21 protein-coding genes are annotated in these 15,288 nt (G+C 62.9%); 12 read left to right on the plus strand and 9 right to left on the minus strand.

Annotated elements, in window-relative coordinates; genetic code table 11:
- Entirely contained in the window at positions 1–1,980 is a 1,980-nt protein-coding gene (parE, locus tag J1N50_RS06080) for a DNA topoisomerase IV subunit B (protein WP_215351129.1), read from the minus strand.
- A gap of 169 nt (positions 1,981–2,149) precedes the next feature.
- Between parE and J1N50_RS06085 the strand changes: the two genes are divergently transcribed.
- Positions 2,150–2,989, plus strand: a complete 840-nt coding sequence (locus J1N50_RS06085) for an outer membrane protein (RefSeq protein ID WP_215351310.1) — start codon at positions 2,150–2,152, stop codon at positions 2,987–2,989.
- Between the two features lie 60 nt (positions 2,990–3,049).
- On the opposite strand, the gene J1N50_RS06090 is transcribed toward J1N50_RS06085, so the two are convergent.
- Together J1N50_RS06090 and J1N50_RS06095 are read right to left on the minus strand one after the other, a co-directional pair.
- Positions 3,050–3,448, minus strand: coding sequence for a PaaI family thioesterase (locus J1N50_RS06090; RefSeq protein ID WP_215351132.1), 399 nt, complete (start codon positions 3,446–3,448; stop codon positions 3,050–3,052).
- A gap of 10 nt (positions 3,449–3,458) precedes the next feature.
- Positions 3,459–4,145 carry a GcrA family cell cycle regulator gene (locus J1N50_RS06095; RefSeq protein ID WP_215351135.1) on the minus strand — a complete coding sequence of 229 codons (687 nt, stop codon included), beginning with the start codon at positions 4,143–4,145 and terminating at the stop codon, positions 3,459–3,461.
- 125 nt (positions 4,146–4,270) lie between these two features.
- Between J1N50_RS06095 and J1N50_RS06100 the strand changes: the two genes are divergently transcribed.
- Complete coding sequence (locus J1N50_RS06100) at positions 4,271–5,143, plus strand: ABC transporter permease (RefSeq protein ID WP_215351138.1); 873 nt, start codon at positions 4,271–4,273, stop codon at positions 5,141–5,143.
- Positions 5,144–5,164: 21 nt separating this feature from the next.
- Here J1N50_RS06100 and hspQ read toward each other — a convergent pair whose 3' ends face one another.
- The gene (gene hspQ, locus J1N50_RS06105; protein WP_204992804.1) at positions 5,165–5,551 is read right to left on the minus strand and encodes a heat shock protein HspQ; all 387 of its coding nucleotides are present in this window, start codon (positions 5,549–5,551) and stop codon (positions 5,165–5,167) included.
- 395 nt (positions 5,552–5,946) lie between these two features.
- Between hspQ and J1N50_RS06110 the strand changes: the two genes are divergently transcribed.
- The 9 genes from J1N50_RS06110 to J1N50_RS06150 all read left to right on the plus strand — a co-directional run bounded on the left by J1N50_RS06110 (position 5,947) and on the right by J1N50_RS06150 (position 11,799).
- Positions 5,947–7,200, plus strand: a complete 1,254-nt coding sequence (locus J1N50_RS06110; RefSeq protein ID WP_215351141.1) for a tyrosine-type recombinase/integrase — start codon at positions 5,947–5,949, stop codon at positions 7,198–7,200.
- A gap of 92 nt (positions 7,201–7,292) precedes the next feature.
- Positions 7,293–7,895, plus strand: a complete 603-nt coding sequence (locus J1N50_RS06115; RefSeq protein ID WP_215351145.1) for a hypothetical protein — start codon at positions 7,293–7,295, stop codon at positions 7,893–7,895.
- A gap of 104 nt (positions 7,896–7,999) precedes the next feature.
- Entirely contained in the window at positions 8,000–8,206 is a 207-nt protein-coding gene (locus J1N50_RS06120; RefSeq protein ID WP_215351147.1) for a helix-turn-helix domain-containing protein, read from the plus strand.
- A gap of 218 nt (positions 8,207–8,424) precedes the next feature.
- Positions 8,425–8,631 (plus strand): hypothetical protein, encoded by a 207-nt coding sequence (locus tag J1N50_RS06125; protein WP_215351151.1) that lies wholly within the window; start codon positions 8,425–8,427, stop codon positions 8,629–8,631.
- Positions 8,628–9,002 (plus strand): hypothetical protein, encoded by a 375-nt coding sequence (locus J1N50_RS06130; RefSeq protein ID WP_215351154.1) that lies wholly within the window; start codon positions 8,628–8,630, stop codon positions 9,000–9,002. The genes J1N50_RS06125 and J1N50_RS06130 overlap by 4 nt, the downstream gene beginning before the upstream one ends.
- A complete protein-coding gene (locus tag J1N50_RS06135) occupies positions 8,999–9,214 on the plus strand; it encodes a hypothetical protein (RefSeq protein WP_215351158.1) in 216 nt (71 codons plus the stop codon). Before J1N50_RS06130 ends, J1N50_RS06135 begins: the two co-directional genes overlap by 4 nt.
- The gene (locus tag J1N50_RS06140; protein WP_215351161.1) at positions 9,198–9,758 is read left to right on the plus strand and encodes a hypothetical protein; all 561 of its coding nucleotides are present in this window, start codon (positions 9,198–9,200) and stop codon (positions 9,756–9,758) included. The genes J1N50_RS06135 and J1N50_RS06140 overlap by 17 nt, the downstream gene beginning before the upstream one ends.
- Positions 9,745–11,040, plus strand: a complete 1,296-nt coding sequence (locus J1N50_RS06145; RefSeq protein WP_215351163.1) for an AAA family ATPase — start codon at positions 9,745–9,747, stop codon at positions 11,038–11,040. The genes J1N50_RS06140 and J1N50_RS06145 overlap by 14 nt, the downstream gene beginning before the upstream one ends.
- Positions 11,041–11,460: 420 nt before the next feature.
- Positions 11,461–11,799 (plus strand): hypothetical protein, encoded by a 339-nt coding sequence (locus tag J1N50_RS06150; RefSeq protein ID WP_215351166.1) that lies wholly within the window; start codon positions 11,461–11,463, stop codon positions 11,797–11,799.
- A 36-nt stretch (positions 11,800–11,835) separates the two neighbouring features.
- On the opposite strand, the gene J1N50_RS06155 is transcribed toward J1N50_RS06150, so the two are convergent.
- Positions 11,836–12,990 (minus strand): acyltransferase family protein, encoded by a 1,155-nt coding sequence (locus tag J1N50_RS06155; RefSeq protein WP_215351169.1) that lies wholly within the window; start codon positions 12,988–12,990, stop codon positions 11,836–11,838.
- A 66-nt stretch (positions 12,991–13,056) separates the two neighbouring features.
- Between J1N50_RS06155 and J1N50_RS06160 the strand changes: the two genes are divergently transcribed.
- Positions 13,057–13,608 carry a hypothetical protein gene (locus tag J1N50_RS06160; protein WP_215351172.1) on the plus strand — a complete coding sequence of 184 codons (552 nt, stop codon included), beginning with the start codon at positions 13,057–13,059 and terminating at the stop codon, positions 13,606–13,608.
- A gap of 307 nt (positions 13,609–13,915) precedes the next feature.
- On the opposite strand, the gene J1N50_RS06165 is transcribed toward J1N50_RS06160, so the two are convergent.
- The 4 genes from J1N50_RS06165 to J1N50_RS06180 are packed head-to-tail and all read right to left on the minus strand — an operon-like array spanning position 13,916 to position 15,097.
- On the minus strand, positions 13,916–14,074 hold the full coding sequence (locus tag J1N50_RS06165) for a hypothetical protein (RefSeq protein ID WP_215351175.1): 159 nt from the start codon (positions 14,072–14,074) through the stop codon (positions 13,916–13,918).
- Positions 14,071–14,406 (minus strand): hypothetical protein, encoded by a 336-nt coding sequence (locus tag J1N50_RS06170; RefSeq protein ID WP_215351323.1) that lies wholly within the window; start codon positions 14,404–14,406, stop codon positions 14,071–14,073. Before J1N50_RS06170 ends, J1N50_RS06165 begins: the two co-directional genes overlap by 4 nt.
- Complete coding sequence (locus tag J1N50_RS06175) at positions 14,403–14,777, minus strand: hypothetical protein (RefSeq protein ID WP_215351177.1); 375 nt, start codon at positions 14,775–14,777, stop codon at positions 14,403–14,405. The genes J1N50_RS06170 and J1N50_RS06175 overlap by 4 nt, the downstream gene beginning before the upstream one ends.
- Positions 14,774–15,097 (minus strand): hypothetical protein, encoded by a 324-nt coding sequence (locus J1N50_RS06180; RefSeq protein WP_215351180.1) that lies wholly within the window; start codon positions 15,095–15,097, stop codon positions 14,774–14,776. Before J1N50_RS06180 ends, J1N50_RS06175 begins: the two co-directional genes overlap by 4 nt.
- Between the last annotated feature and the right edge of the window lie 191 nt (positions 15,098–15,288).

Consider the following 15,288-nt stretch of genomic DNA (forward strand, 5'->3'; position numbering starts at 1 on the left):
TCAGGCGTCGATCGACGCCTCGTCCAGCGTCGCGGCATTCGCCTGGATGAACTGGAAGCGATGCTCGGGATGCTTGCCCATCAATCGGTCGACGAGATCCTTCACGCCCTGACGCTCCTCATACTCCTGCGGAAGCGTGACTTTGAGCAGCGAGCGCGTTGCCGGGTCCATCGTCGTTTCCTTGAGCTGGTTCGGATTCATCTCGCCAAGACCCTTGAAACGTCCCACGTCGACCTTTTTCCCTTTGAAAATCGTCGCTTCCAGCTCCGCCCGGTGTGCGTCATCGCGCGCGTAGGCCGAAGTCGCTCCCGCCGTCAGCCGATAGAGCGGCGGCTGCGCCAGATAGACATGCCCATTGCGCACGATGTCGGGCATTTCCTGGAAGAAGAAGGTCATCAGCAAGGTCGCGATGTGGGCGCCGTCGACATCGGCATCGGTCATGATGACGATCTTGTCATAGCGGAGCCGGTCGGCGTCGCAATCCTTGCGCATTCCGCAGCCAAGCGCGAGCGCGAGGTCGGCGATTTCCTGATTGGCGCGGATCTTGTCGGCGCTGGCGCTGGCGACATTCAGGATCTTGCCACGGATCGGCAGGATGGCCTGCGTCTTGCGGTCGCGCGCCTGCTTGGCGCTACCACCCGCGCTATCGCCTTCGACAATAAATAATTCAGTGCCTTCCGGTCCATCGTTCGCACAGTCGGTGAGCTTTCCGGGCAGACGCAGCTTGCGGCCGCTCGTCGCGGTCTTGCGCTTGACCTCACGCTCGGCCTTGCGCTTCAGGCGCTCGTCCATCCGTTCGAGGATCAGCCCGAGCAACGCGCGGCCGCGATCCATATTGTCCGACAGGAAATGGTCGAAATGGTCGCGCACCGCATTTTCGGTGAAACGCGCGGCTTCCGGGCTCGAAAGCCGGTCTTTCGTCTGGCTCTGAAACTGCGGATCACGGATGAACACCGACAGCATCATCTCGCCGCCGTTGAACACGTCCTCGGCGGTGATCTGCGCCGCTTTTTTCTGCCCGATCAGCTCGCCGAAAGCGCGCAGCCCCTTGGTCAGCGCGGCCCGCAACCCCGCCTCATGCGTGCCACCGGCAGGGGTGGGGATCGTGTTGCAATACCAGCTATAGCTGCCGTCCGACCACAGTGGCCAGGCGATCGCCCATTCGGCGCGCCCCTGCTCGCCGGGAAAATCCTGCCGCCCGACGAAGGGTTCGGCGGTCGCGCATTCGCGCGTCCCGATCTGCTCCTTCAAATGGTCGGCAAGGCCGCCGGGGAACTGGAATATCGCCTCGGCCGGGGTGTCATCGCCGATCAGCTCGGGCGCGCATTTCCAGCGGATCTCGACGCCCGCGAACAGATAGGCCTTCGACCGCGCCATCCGGTACAGGCGCTGCGGCTTGAAGCGGCCATGCTCGCCAAAGATCGCGGGGTCGGGGACGAACGACACGCTGGTGCCGCGGCGGTTCGGGGTAGGGCCGAGCTCCTCGAGCGAGCCTTGCGGAACGCCTTGCGAAAAACACTGTCTGTACAATTGCCTGGATCGCGCAACTTCGATCGTGGTTTCAATCGACAGCGCGTTCACCACACTGACCCCTACCCCGTGGAGACCGCCCGACGTGGCATAGGCCTTGCCCTCGAACTTGCCGCCCGAATGGAGCATGGTCATGATGACCTCGAGCGCCGATTTGCCGGGGAATTTCGGGTGCGGGTCGACCGGCATCCCGCGGCCGTTGTCGATTACCGTCAGGCGGTTGCCGACATCGAGAATGACCTCGATACGCGTCGCATGGCCGGCGACGGCTTCGTCCATGCTGTTGTCGATGACTTCGGCCGCCAGGTGGTGGAGCGCCCGCTCGTCGGTACCACCGATGTACATGCCCGGACGGCGGCGGACAGGTTCGAGCCCTTCCAGAACCTCGATCTGCGAGGCGTTGTAGCTTTCGGTCGCGGGCTGGTTGCTGTCGAACAAATCGTGACTCATGACATGGCTATACGGGTCCATAAAGGCCGCTGGCAAGCGCGCTTTTCATGGCGCAACGGCCCGATTTCGAGGGCTCGGTTCATCGCGTTTTCGACACGGCGATGAAACCGGTGCATCCTCCGCGGGTTTCTCCACCGACTGCAAAGTCATTCAAAAAGTGGAGAATAATATGAAATCTACAGCTCTCCTCGCTGCTTCGGCGGCGGTTCTGATGGCTGCGCCCGCCATGGCGCAGGAAACCGGCGGCCGTGACAAGGCGCAGGACTTCAACGGCGCCTATGTCACGATCGGCGGCGGTGCCACGCTGCAGGGCAGCGATCGCGGCGAGACGCTGGTCTTCGACACGGATCGCGACGGCGCCTACGGCGATACGGTCACCACGGCGGCTGGCGCAAACGCATTCTCGCCGGGTTTCTGCAACGGCGCCGCGACCGGCACCGCGAACATCGGGTGTCGCAACGACAAGGACGGGCCCGGGTTCTTCGGCCGCATCGGTGTCGACCAGCGCATGGGCAATTTTGTCCTGGGCGCGCTCTTGGAGGGCGGCCACAGCGTCGCCCGCGATAGCGTCAGCGGCTTTTCGACGACCCCCGCCAGCTATACCATGAGCCGTGAGGCCGACTATCAGGGCAGTCTCCGCCTGCGGGCGGGTTATACCCCCGGCGGCGGTGCGCTCTTTTATGTGACCGGCGGTCCGGCTTATGCGCGGCTGGACAACAAGTTCGCAACGACCAACGCGGCAAATAGCTTCGCAGACAACGGAAAGACCAATGGCTGGGGTTATGCCGCCGGCGGCGGTGCCGAAATCATGGTCACGAACAACATCGCGGTCGGCCTGGAATATCTCTACACCGACCTCAAAGACGATGATTATATCGTGAATGTCAGCCCCGGCACCGCACCGCCGACAAATCCCTTCCTGCTCGATAGCGGCGGCACGGACATCCAGCGCAGCGGTTCGCATTTTCGTACGCACAGCGTGCGCGGGACGTTGAGCTTCCGCTTCTGATCCCTCGGAAAGCGGATAGGGAGGCGCCGGATCGTGTGGGCTCCGGCGCCTTTCGCTTGTTCAGGACTGGTTCGGCGCGGCGAAAATCGCGAAATTGCCATTTGCGCTGCTGACCAGCTTGCCGTCCTGATAGAGCCGGGCATCGATATTGGCGACGCGCTTGCCCCGATGCAGCACCTCGGCCTCGCAGGTCAGCCGCCCCTCGACGACGCGCGCATGGTAGTTGAACTTGATTTCCAGCGTTGCGCACCATCGATCGTCGGGGAGCAGGCTGGTGATCGCACCGCCCATCGCTGAATCCGCGAGGCTATAGGCAACCCCGCCGTGCGCCGCGCCCTGCGGGTTGAAGTGCCGCTCGCGGTCGATGTCGATCGCCATCACGCAGCGGCCGTCGCCGCGCTCGACCAACTCCAGGCCGAGCGCGCGCGCGAAGTGGAAATCCTGCCCGAACGGCTTCACGGGTACCGTCTTAACGAACCCGGGGACCACCGAAGGGGGCAGGCGGGGGCGGACGGCGCGTGCCGCGCGGCAGTTGCGCCTGATAGGCGCGGCCGCAATGCTCCACGCAGTAGGGGAAGCCGGGGTTCACCGCGACGCCGCAGAAGTGAAAGTCGGGCTCGCCCGGATGCCCCATCGGCCAGCGGCAGATGCGGTCATTGAGGTCGAGCAGGCTCGTCTTGTCCGCGATCTCGGGGCTCGGCTTCGCGGGCACCAGTCGGCGCGGCGGCGCGGGCGGGATCGGCGCCTGCTGGTCGCCGGGGCCCTGGCGAATGAAGCCGCCGGGGCCGATCGAGACGATGCGCGGCGCATCGGGCTTCGGCGGCGCTTCGGAGCTATCCTCGTCCGATGCCTCGACGACGGGCTTTGGTTCCGGCTTCGGCATCGGGGCGGCCGGACGAGGCGCGACAGGCGCAGCAGCGCGGGGCGCAGGCGGCGCGGGCGAGGCAGGCTTGGGTGCGGCGGGCGCCTTGACGGGCTTCGCGACCTTTTCGGTCGCCTTCACCGGCGACGGGCGCGACTTCAGGCCCAGACGATGCGCCTTGCCGATCACCGCATTGCGGCTGACCCCGCCGAGTTCATCGGCGATCTGGCTGGCGGTCAGACCCTTTTCCCACATGCTGCGCAGCTGCTCGATGCGCTCATCGGTCCATGACATGTTTCAATTCCTCATCATTCCACGCAAAGGGCGTCGGGCGATCCGTGGCGCCGATCCTTTTGGGGACCGTTGCCCGTCGCTGCCCAGCTTGCGGTAAGATCGGGGAGGCGATAGGCGAGAACGCCATGAACGACCAGCCCCAAATTTCGCGATCCGACTCGAACAACAACGCCGCAGCACCGGCCTTTGCCGAACCCGGCGTCCCGCATATCCGGACGCTGAACGTGCCCGGCCTGCAGGCTCTATATGTCAAGGAGGTGCGGCGTTTTTTCAAGGTCCAGCTCCAGACAATCTGGGCTCCGGCGGTAACGACCCTTCTTTTTCTGGTCATTTTCACCGTTGCGCTGGGCGGCGCGGGGCGGAAAGTCATCGGCGTTCCCTTCGCCGACTTCATTGCGCCGGGGCTGATCATGATGGCGATGCTGCAGAACAGCTTCGCCAATTCGAGCTTCTCGCTGCTCGTCGGCAAGATACAGGGCACGATCGTCGATTATCTGATGCCGCCGCTCGGCGTCGGCGAGCTGGTCACCGCGCTGATCGGCGCCGCAGTCACCCGCGCGATCCTCGTCGGCTTTGCGCTGTGGCTCGCGATGCTCCTCTGGCCGGGGGTGCATGTCGGACCCGACCACCTGTGGGCGGTCGCTCTGTTCGGCGTACTCGGCGCGATGATGCTCGGTTTTCTGGGCCTCATCACGTCGGTCTGGGCCGAAAAGTTCGATCACGCCGCTGCGGTGACCAATTTTGTCGTCACGCCGCTCGCGCTGCTGTCGGGCACTTTCTATTCGGTCGATCGCCTCGCGCCGTGGTTTCAGGGCGTCGCGCACGCAAATCCCGTCTATTATGCGATCATGGGTTTTCGTTTCGGCTTCATAGGGACCGTCGACTCGACTCTCGCCCATCCCGTGCTGACCGCAGCGCTGGTGCTGGTCGCGACGAACATCGTGCTGGGCGTGATTACCTATCGCCTGCTCGTGTCGGGATGGAAGCTGAAGGCCTGACGCGCCTCCAATACCGCTCGATCAGTGCCGGTGGATCGAACGGACGCGGTAACGTCCCTTCGCCATCCCGTCGAACAGCACCTCGATCTGCGGATGATCGACCGGACCCTGTTCGGAATCGCCGACCAGATTCTGCTGGCTGACATAGGCGATGTAGGATGAATCCTCATTTTCGGCGAGCAGGTGGTAAAAGGGCTGCTCCTTCGCCGGGCGGATCGCCTCGGGGATAGCCTCATACCATTCGTCGCTGTTCGAAAAGACCGGATCGACATCGAACACGACGCCGCGAAAGTCGAACAGGCGGTGACGGACGATATCGCCGGGGGCGAAGCGCGCGCGTTCGATGAGCGGGGCGGCAACGAGAGGGGGAATCTGGCCCGGCGAACCGGAAGGTGTCTTTGACGTCATATCGTCAATCTATGGCTATTCACGGCCGTTTCAAGTCCGTTACACGGGCAGGTACCGCGGCGGGCCGATTCCGGCCCTGTGACGGGGACTACAGATGCGTTGGCCGTTCGGGCTGGCTTGCTCCCTCGGCCTTCGCCCGACCGGTTCGGGTTTGCGGGCCGTCTTGACCCAAAGGCTGCACCCGCCGTCCCGGTGCATCCGGGGCGGCGTTGGCGATTGGTCAAAAACAGGGAAAAATGGAGGAGAGTGAGGGAACCTAACTCTCAGTCCGCCATGTATTTTGACAGACCGCGATAGCATAGGCTTGTAAGGGATTTTTGCCGCCCTATACTCCGTGACAGTCCGCGACGGTCGCTCACAATCCGAGCGATAATGTGGGAACGATTGGGGTAACGATGGCGAAGCTGACAGCCAAGACGATCCAGACGGCAAAGCCGGGGCGCCATGCCGATGGCAGCGGCCTGTATCTGCTCGTCAAACCGACAGGCGCCCGATCGTGGGTGCTTCGCGTTCAGGTCAATGGCCAGCGTCGGGACATCGGCATGGGTGCGGTTGAACTGTCCCCGCTCGCGCTGCGCTCCGACATCGGCGACGACATACCGCTGGAGGAAAAGGCGAGGCTCACGCTGGCCGAGGCCCGCGAGCTGTCAGCCCGGTTACGTAACGCGGCCAAGGCGGGACGTGACCCGGCCGCCGAACGTAAGAAGGATCGCAAACCGCCGCCGTCGTTCAAAGACGCGACCATCGCGACCCACAAGGCACAGAAGAAATCGCACAGCTGGTCCGACAAGACTGCCGACGCCTTTCTGTCGTCGCTCGAAACCCATGCTTACCCGACGCTCGGCAAGATGCGCGTCGATCTGGTCGAGGCTGAGCATGTCGCCAACGCGCTCGCACCGATTTGGACGACGAAGCCCGATATGGCGAAAAAGGTCCGGCAGCGCATCGCGACTGTGCTGGACTACTCCAAGGCGATGAACTGGCGAACGACCGAGGCCCCGCGCAAGGCCGTCGGGGCGCTTACCGGCAAGACGAAGAAGGGCGGCAACTTCCCGGCGATGCCTTACGCCGACGTGCCTGCCTATTTCCGCAGCCTGATGGACGACACGCCGACCAAGGGGCGCCTCGGGCTGATGCTCGCGATTGCGACTGTCGCGCGCTCTATCGAGGTCCGAGAGGGGTGCTGGGGGCATGTCGCGGCAGAAAAGAGAAACTGGAATCGGCCCGCCGAGCTGATGCGAAAGAACAACGAGGCCCATACCGTCACGCTCAACGACGCGGCGCTGTGGGTTCTGGAGCGCATCGCAGAGGTTTCCGACTCGTCGAAGCCCGACGCGCTGCTGCTGCCGAACGGGAAGGGCAAGCCCATCTCGGACATGACGATTAGCAAGGTCATGCGCGATGCGGGCCTGACTTATGTACCGCACGGCTTCCGCTCCAGCTTTCGGGATTGGGCCGCCGAGCAGCATCCCGAGATACCGGACCCGGTTGCCGAGGCCGCGCTATCGCATAGCGTCCCCGATGCCGTGATTGCCGCCTACAAGCGAACCAAGTTTCTCGAAATGCGCCGAACGCTGCTGGACCACTGGTCCGCTTTCATTCTCAGCGATCGGACAAACGTCGTTCAGCTTGCCGACCGGCGAGCGTGAGCAGGCGAGGCGGCTAGGGTCGCTCCCGAACGGCTGGCTTCCGCCCGGCCTGCCGCCTCGTTTCAGCCTGCGGACACCCTACGGAGGGGTGCATGAGTGACGACAGTGATTGGGTGCGTTCAAGGGCCGCGTTGGCATTGCTGCTGGCCGCGGGCCTTGAGCAATGGGTGATCCTGCAAAAGCTGCGCTTCGCGCTCGCGAATGGCGTCGTGCGAGGCCGTGCCCAAGTCGCCATCATGGGGCCGGATCATTTTCATGACTGGGATGCTCCGCCGGGAGCGTGGGGCGCGGACATAATGGTCAGCACGCTAAGTCTGCGTCTCGACGAATACTCTGCGCAGACCGGCGCAACGCCGGGTTTCACGGGTGCCGTAAAGCTAGCTGGCTTATCGTTTCACAGCGGCGATCTTCGCTCATTCTTCGAACTTGCCGACACCGTGGCGACCACCAGCGCCGCGCGTCCAGCCAGGGGGCAAAGTCGCGCTGGCCGAAAGGCGGGGCAGTTTACCTATTTGAGTGACGCCGGTATCGTTGAGAGGGCCATAGCGATTTGCGATCAAGAGCGCCTGCCGCTGGCTAAGGCCATCACGCGCCTGCTTCCGGAAATCGAGCCGCGCCACTTGGAGGACGCTTCCAAAAAGCGCCGCATCCGCAATAAGGTCTTGGAAATCCGCCCCGATCTTAGCGGAGACTGATTTCTTTCCATTTGTTTCTATTTCCCGCTCTGTGGCGGGATTCGCGCGCCGCCTAACTCCATGAACGACCCGCACAGACCGTGTCGGGCCACATGGAGATTGTCATGCAAGACACGTTGGCTATCAAGCCGCTCGCCGTCGCGCCAAAAGACGGCTTCGCGATGATCGGCGTCAGCAAGTCGAAGGGTTGGGACATGATCGCCAATCGCGAGCTTGAGGCGTTCAAGGTCGGTCGCGTCACCCGGATCACCGTTGCCAGCATCGAGGCCTATATTGCCCGCCAGCTCGCCGCCCGCGCGGTAGCAGCGTGAACAATGATGCATCCGCAAGGGCGACGGCCCCCTAAACGATTGAGCCGCCCCGATAGCGCGGGACGGCTCGAAACCCTAAAGCTGGCAGGCGTTGGGTTCCATCCGAATAGCTGTTCCGAAGCGTGGTTGCAACGGTTCTCGCATGGCTGGCGCCGGTCGCGTCCTCTGTGGAAGCGGCTCGCTTACCCGTCCCGGATGCTTCGGCAGGGGAGGTTGGCATGACCCTGCCGCAACCATTCCAGTCGGTGCGTGCTGCGGCGCTCGCGGTCCTCAACGATCATGCGGACGGCTTGACGTGGAAGGCGGGGGCGTTCCTCGGCCAGTGCTGCGTTGCCGACCGCGACCTCTCGGAGAAACAGCGCTCTTGGCTGGGGTCGATCCTCGCCCGTGCTGGTCTGCCCGATCTGGCGGAGCAAGCGAAATGAACGACAACGATCTCCCCAAGTATCCCAAGGGGGCTGGCTACCGCGATGACGAAGCCAGCAGGGATGGCGCTCGCAAGGTGAACAGTGATGGCTCGCGCAAGAGCCAGTCCGATTTCGCTTTGGCGCTGGTCGAGGCTGCCGGACCTGCCGGCATTATCGCGGACACGATCTTCGCCGCTCCTGACGCTCCATTCTCGGCGCTGGCTCTCTGCCGCGCACGGCTGAGCGAATTGAAGAAGCTCGGGAAGATTGCCAAATCCGGCGAACGCCGCCTCGGCTTGTCCGGTATCGCGGTCAACGTCTGGGTTGCAGCGCGTTACGTGACGGAGCAAGACGGTCAGGGCGACTTATTCGGGAGCGAGGCGGCATGAACGATCCCGCTCCCGCCATCGTGATCGGCAAGGGCGGCGGGTTTTTCCGCGTCGTCTTTCGAGAATCAACCCTCTCGCCTTCCGACTTCAACCGACCCGGCACCTATACCGCCCACAGCGCAGCGTGGGATGCTGCCCGCCTTCTCGCAAAGGCAACTGGCTGGCCGGTGATCGATGAGACGAAAGAGGGCGGCAATGTCCCTGCTCGATGATTGCAACCGCGCCGTGTTCAACGTCCGCCAGCCGCACATAGACTATCTGCTGGGCCTCGGGGCGACCCCTGAGGCAATTGCAACCCTTGGATATCGGCAGCCGCCTTTCGGTGTTGAGCGCATCGACGTGGACGATGCTGGGCGATGGTGGCCCGAACCTGAGGGGAAGCCAGCCCTTATCGTGCCAGTGTTCGAGCGTGGCGAGATGATCGACATCGTTGCCTTTCGCTCGTCGGCCTCGGCTCGTTGGTGGTGGCGTATCGGCTGCGGCTCGATCCTCGGCGCCGATCTGCTCAACGACGTTTGGCCAATTGGTCCGCTTCGGATCGTCTCGACGCCGTTGCAATGGCTGTGCGAGGGCGGGAATGCTGTCTGCATTCTGGATTGGTCCTGCCCCGACTATGAGCTGTCACCCATGCGCGACCGCGAGGCCTTGGCCTGCGATAGTCCGATGCTGGCCGCTCGTCTCCGCAAGCGCCTTTCGCAGCCACGCAAGGTTCCTCCGATTTCCGTGATGACAGGAGGCGCCCGTGACGCTGCGTAGTCTCGCCGATGAAATAGACGGGCGTCCGTTCGCCAGTGACACCGAATCCGGCGCGAAGGTCGCTCGCCTCAAGCCGATCAGCGCAACGCCGTTCGGCTGGCCTGATCCGCGATCTATTCCGACACGGCCTTGGCTCATGGGCCATTGGCTGCTTGCCGGGGAAGTCACCGCGATCATCGCCCCCGGCGGGACCGGCAAGAGCACGATCGGCAATGCCATTGCCTTGTCGCTCGCCTCGGGCCAACCCTTGCTCGGGAAGCCTCTCCACCGTGGAGCGCAGGCGGCATGGATCTACAATCTGGAGGACGCCCAGGACGAACTGGACAGGCAGATTTCTGCCGCTGCCCTGTTCTACGGAATATCGCCCGATGATTGCGCCGGCCGCCTGCTGGTGGATAGCGGATTGGATCAGCCGCTGTGTACCGCGAAAGAGGACCAGTCAGGATTCCTTCTCGCGGAGGATGTCTTTCAGCAACTCACGGCCACGATCCGTGCCCGAAAGATTGCCGTGGTGACCGTCGATCCGTTCGTGTCGAGCCACATGGTTTCGGAGAACAACAACGGCGCTATCGACGGTATCGCCAAGCGTTGGAAGCGCCTCGCGAAGGAGACCGGATGCGCGGTGGTGCTGGTCCACCATACCAAGAAGCTCGGGGGGCGTGAGGTTACGGCGGAAGATGGTCGCGGGGCCGTCGCTCTGCGCGATGCTGCTCGCGTCGTGCTGCCGCTCAATCCCATGGGCGATAGGGAGGCGGAGGAACTTGGGATCAACGATCCGGCATTGCGCCGGTCACTGGTCCGCATCGACACCGGGAAAGCCAACCGCGCTCCGGCCGATGCCGCGACGTGGATCAAACTGGAAAGCCAGAGCCTCGATAATGGCAAGGATGGGTCGCCAGCCGATTTCGTCGGTGTCGCCACGCTATGGGAAAAGCCTGATGCATTTGATGGCCTTTCGGCATGGCATCTCTACGAGGTCCAGCAGCGCCTTAAGGATGGGGAATGGCGGGATAGCGTTCAAGCCAAGGATTGGGCGGGGCATGTCGTCGCCGAAGTCGTTGGTCTCTCAGCCGAGCGCGACAAGGGAAGGATCAAGGCCTTGCTTCGGTCGTGGATCGGGAGTGGGGCCCTCGCTATCGATCGGCACACCGATGGTAAGGGGAATCTCCGCCCGTTCGTCATCGTCGGCAATGAGCTTAATCCTGCCGAGCTTGGGCCTCGCCCCCACCTTGAAAAGTGTGGTGGGGAAAGTGTGGAAAGTGGGGGCGGCGTCCTCTCGTGACGATCTCCCCACCACCCCCACCCCCCTTTAGAAGGGGGTGGGTGGTGGGGGTGAGGATTTCCGTGGTCAGGCTGCTATTGCCGAAGGTTGAATTTTTTCAGGCAGTCATAGCCGGTTGATCGCGTCGGTTTGAATTTGCGGCACGTATCGCGTGCGGGAGTTATGAGAGCAATACGCGCGGGCGCGCGTTATAGCTGATCCAGAATTTTGTCAGGCAGTATGTGTCTGGTAATTTTGTCAGTCCAATGCGCGCGCGCGCGTTAAGTTATAGATGCAAGAGAACCGGAAAAAACCTGAAACGGAGCGCTAAGATTGCACTGAGGGTCGAGCCGGGTTTGCGACACGTATTGCGCGCGCGTTATAGCGAGGTTGGCAACTACGCACGGGCGCGTCTCATTATAGCTGGAGAGGGCGGGCGGCATGTCGGAAGCGGGCGGATGGATCGACTACCTCATTGCCAGCGACGATCCTGCGGATAGGGCATTGCTCAATGAGTTTCGCGACCGGGCATGGGCTTATGGCCAGCTCATGCAATTCATCTGCGCCGATCCCGCGAACATCAACAATGAAACCGCTGCGCGCATGGATGAGGCACAGGAGGCGGAGAATAATCTACAGGCTCGCATCCACGCTCGGGCGCTGGTTCTCCGCGATGCTGGACAGCCGCCATGCGATGAGGCGGCGTTCAAGGCTTGGCGGGCATCGTGGGTGCCGCTTGCCTCGCATGTCGCGAACGACGGCCCGCTACCTCGGGTCTAACGTGCGTGCGCCGTGCTTCCTCGCGACTCACCGGCTCTAGACCCGTGCAGCATCCATAGCGAAGGGCTGGCCTTTAGCGGTCGCCAGCCGATGCCCGATCCGGATCATAGGTTTCTCGATTAGGTGAAGGCTCAACAAGGCGCATGCAACGGCCGCCACGATGTTGATCGGGAAATCTTGTAGTACCGTGAGCGAAGATGACAGCCATTCGTCCTCAACGAGAAAGAGCTGTTGGTAGAGGTATAGGCTGTACGAGAGGCGGCCAACCCATCGAAATGGCGGGCTTTCGAGCAGGCGCCCCATCCAACCGCCGGGATTCACGACCGTGAATATGATCGCGGAGACGATCAGCAGAAATTGGACGTCGATCAGGAAGAGGTTGACCTTCCAGTCGAAGGCTTGTCGCAGCATTGCCACCGATAAGGCGCAGACGACTAGGCCGAATCCCAGAAGTGGCGCCCATTTGCCCGAGAGGTGTTTGACGATGCGCGCGCGCCATTCGGGATCGGCGAACAGCAGGGCGAGCGCAACCCCGAATAGCAGGCTGTCTGCGTTCGTGTCTGTGCGTCCCCAGAAGAGCGCGCTGTCCGTGTAGGTGATCTGATACTTGAACGCGATGGCGCGCCACAGCGCCACGCCCGCTATCGTCGCTACCACAAGCACAAGGCGATGCGACGACTGCCTGAGCAGGATGAATGCAAGCGGCCAGATGAAATAGAAATGCTCTTCGACCGCTAGCGACCAGAAATGCATGACATAATAGCTGCGCGGCGCTTCCGAATAGTTCGCCATGAACAGCAGCGTATGAACCCAACGCGTCGGATCGACTTCGATAAATTGAAGCGTCCCGAGCAGGCCCGCAATCGCGAGGAATGTAAGCGCGGCGGGCAGGATGCGAAAGCATCGCCGGATGTAGAAGGAGCGCAACGACGCGGAACCCCGCGCATCCTCTTCGTTGATGAGGTTGGTCGTAATGAGGAAGCCGCTCAGACAGAAGAATATCTGAACCCCGAGCAGGCCCACGCCAGAGCCTGGATCGAAGTGAACGCCGGCCGGGGCAAGGGCTCGCGTGATCGAGTCCGCTCCATGCAGCAGCATGACGAGTCCGATCGCGACTGCACGCCAGCCATCGAGCGTCGGAATATGTCTCCGCACAGGATTGATGCCCCCCATCGCCGCGCTAAATCGCATCGTGGCCACGCCTCGGCAAGCCTGATATCGCGCCAAACTGGTTCGGAATGAAACGGGGTTGGCGATATGGGGTGGCTCACGGTTCTCGACTATGTGCTGGCGTTTATCGCGTGCGGGATGGCGGCGCTGTCCGACCAGCGGAACGCGCGGTTCTGGGCGGTGTTATGCCTGTTGATGCTGCTGCTCGGCGCCGCGAAGGCAACGGCCGCCGACCTGTTGCTCGCCGACCTGATCCGCGAACCGATACGCGACAGCGCCCTATACGGGGACCGACAGGGCTACCAAGAGGTCGCCATCGCAGGAATGTTTGCCGTCGCCGCGGCGGCTGGCGCATTGTTGCTCTATCGGAAACGCGCCGCCAGGTTGCCGATCAGGCTCGCTGCTTTTGCCAGTGTCGGCCTGATCGCCTTCATCGCTGTCCGGTCGGCATCGCTGCATCAGGTCGATGCCTTGCTAGGGATCAGGCTTCTCGGACTTTCGGCGAACGCCGCCATCGAGAACGCTGCGATCATCGTGATCGCGCTCTGCGCGGCGATTCGCGTCGCGCCGGGTTGGAAAGGCGGACCAGCCCGGACTAGCCCGGAAGGGGTAGCAACATCGCGTCGCTCCAACCGTTAAATAGTCAACCTCGTCTCGCGGGTGCGACTCCGCGAGGCGGGGCCCCGCCAGCCAGATTTACCAATAAAAACGCCCCCGCCAACATGATCGCGGCGGGGGCAGTAGGAAGGTTTGGGCACAGTGGCTAGGGTCGCAAAAGCCACTGTGTCCGAACGCCTTACCGGGTCCGGGAGCGCTAGACATTGATCCCGATCAATTAAAGGCCAAATTACTTTAGCCTGTGCCAGTTCGGGGCGGTGGACCGACGACGCAGAATGGGCAGCGAGCCGAAACCCGCTGCCCGCTTAAGGTTGGGATTCCCAACCTTTCAACTGACCTTGTAGCGCGTCGGCTGGCCTCCCTTCTGTGCTGGCAGGATGATTTCGCCCACGTCCTCGCCGTCGTTGCAGGCGATCAGGCGAATGGGCTTGCTGTCGATATGGCGGGTGAGCGCGGGCCGCCCTTTGCGCTGTGGTCGGGCGTTCATGCTGCCGCCCTCGGCTGCACGGCCTCAATCGCACGACGGAGCAATTCGAGAGCCTGCCGCGGATCGCCGTTGGCATTCCGCAATGCGCGCTCCTCAAGCGAGACGGTGCGCCTCCGGTCGCCGATCTTGTGGACCTGACCGGCTTTGTAGGCAGCCCGCCAATTCCGCATGAAGTCGTCACAGCGAAGAGTGACCGACCGACCGGCCTCCCTGCCGCGCCGCAAGTCATCAACAAGACGGGGATCGCGGACCACCATGCGGCCAAAGACGCTCGGGGGCATGTCCGCCTCTCGGAGAAAGGCGTTGATGCGCTTGACGAGGGCCGCGCTCATACAAGTCCCCGCCGCTGCAACACGGTCCATATCAGATGCTGTGTCAGTGGGTCGGCCAGCGCCAGCTCTATCAGGGTGAGGGCCTGATTGCTGGAAACGACGTTCCCGCGAAGTTCTGCAACCTGTTCGGGTTCGAGGATTTGAACAAGCCCCAGCCTGACCGCCAATTCGGCTCGCATCGGCAAATTCTCCACCATGAAATCCGCCAGCCTCTCGGCCTTTATGACGGCCTCGCGGTTGTGGTGCAGCGGGAAGTCGAACAGCCCCTGCTCCCTGCGAAGCGCGCTGCCCGCGCGGCGCTGCTCCTTCCACCGGCCATTTTTGACCTTGTGCGACGCTGCTGTGGGCAGCTTCACGACGGCGGCGCTCATCCGAACCACCCCGCGGGGGTCACGTCCCGCTCCAGCTCGTCGCCGTTATATTCGATGTCCTCGTCATAACCGCTACCCGGGTCAGAGATTGGGCAACCGGGGCCGTCGTGGTGAGAGCCGCTGAAATCATCTTCGCCGCCCGTGTGGTCGGTTTCCTCGGGCTCTAGGTCGGTGTCGCCGTCGGCCTCGTCCATGCGATCGATGAGGGTTTGGACAAGGCGCTCAAGGTGCGGACGCGGCAGCGACGGGATGAGCGCAAGGGCGATGTCGGCGGGGAGCTGCGAAACCCCCCGACCGAACCGAATGGTAAGCGCGCTCATTTCAGCACACGGAAGGCAAGATCGACGGTCTGGATCGTGAACCATGAGGCCGCGAGGCAGACAATCCAGCAAACGAGCGTCGTCCAGCCGCTGGGTTCGGTACGACGGGCGCTCATTTGCCCTGCTCCGTCGCGTTCGACAGGATGCGGACGCCCTTGGCCCGCATATAGGCCTTGAGCATGTCCGCTCCC

The sequence above is a fragment of the Sphingopyxis soli genome, assembly GCF_018682675.1.
GTDB lineage: Bacteria > Pseudomonadota > Alphaproteobacteria > Sphingomonadales > Sphingomonadaceae > Sphingopyxis > Sphingopyxis soli.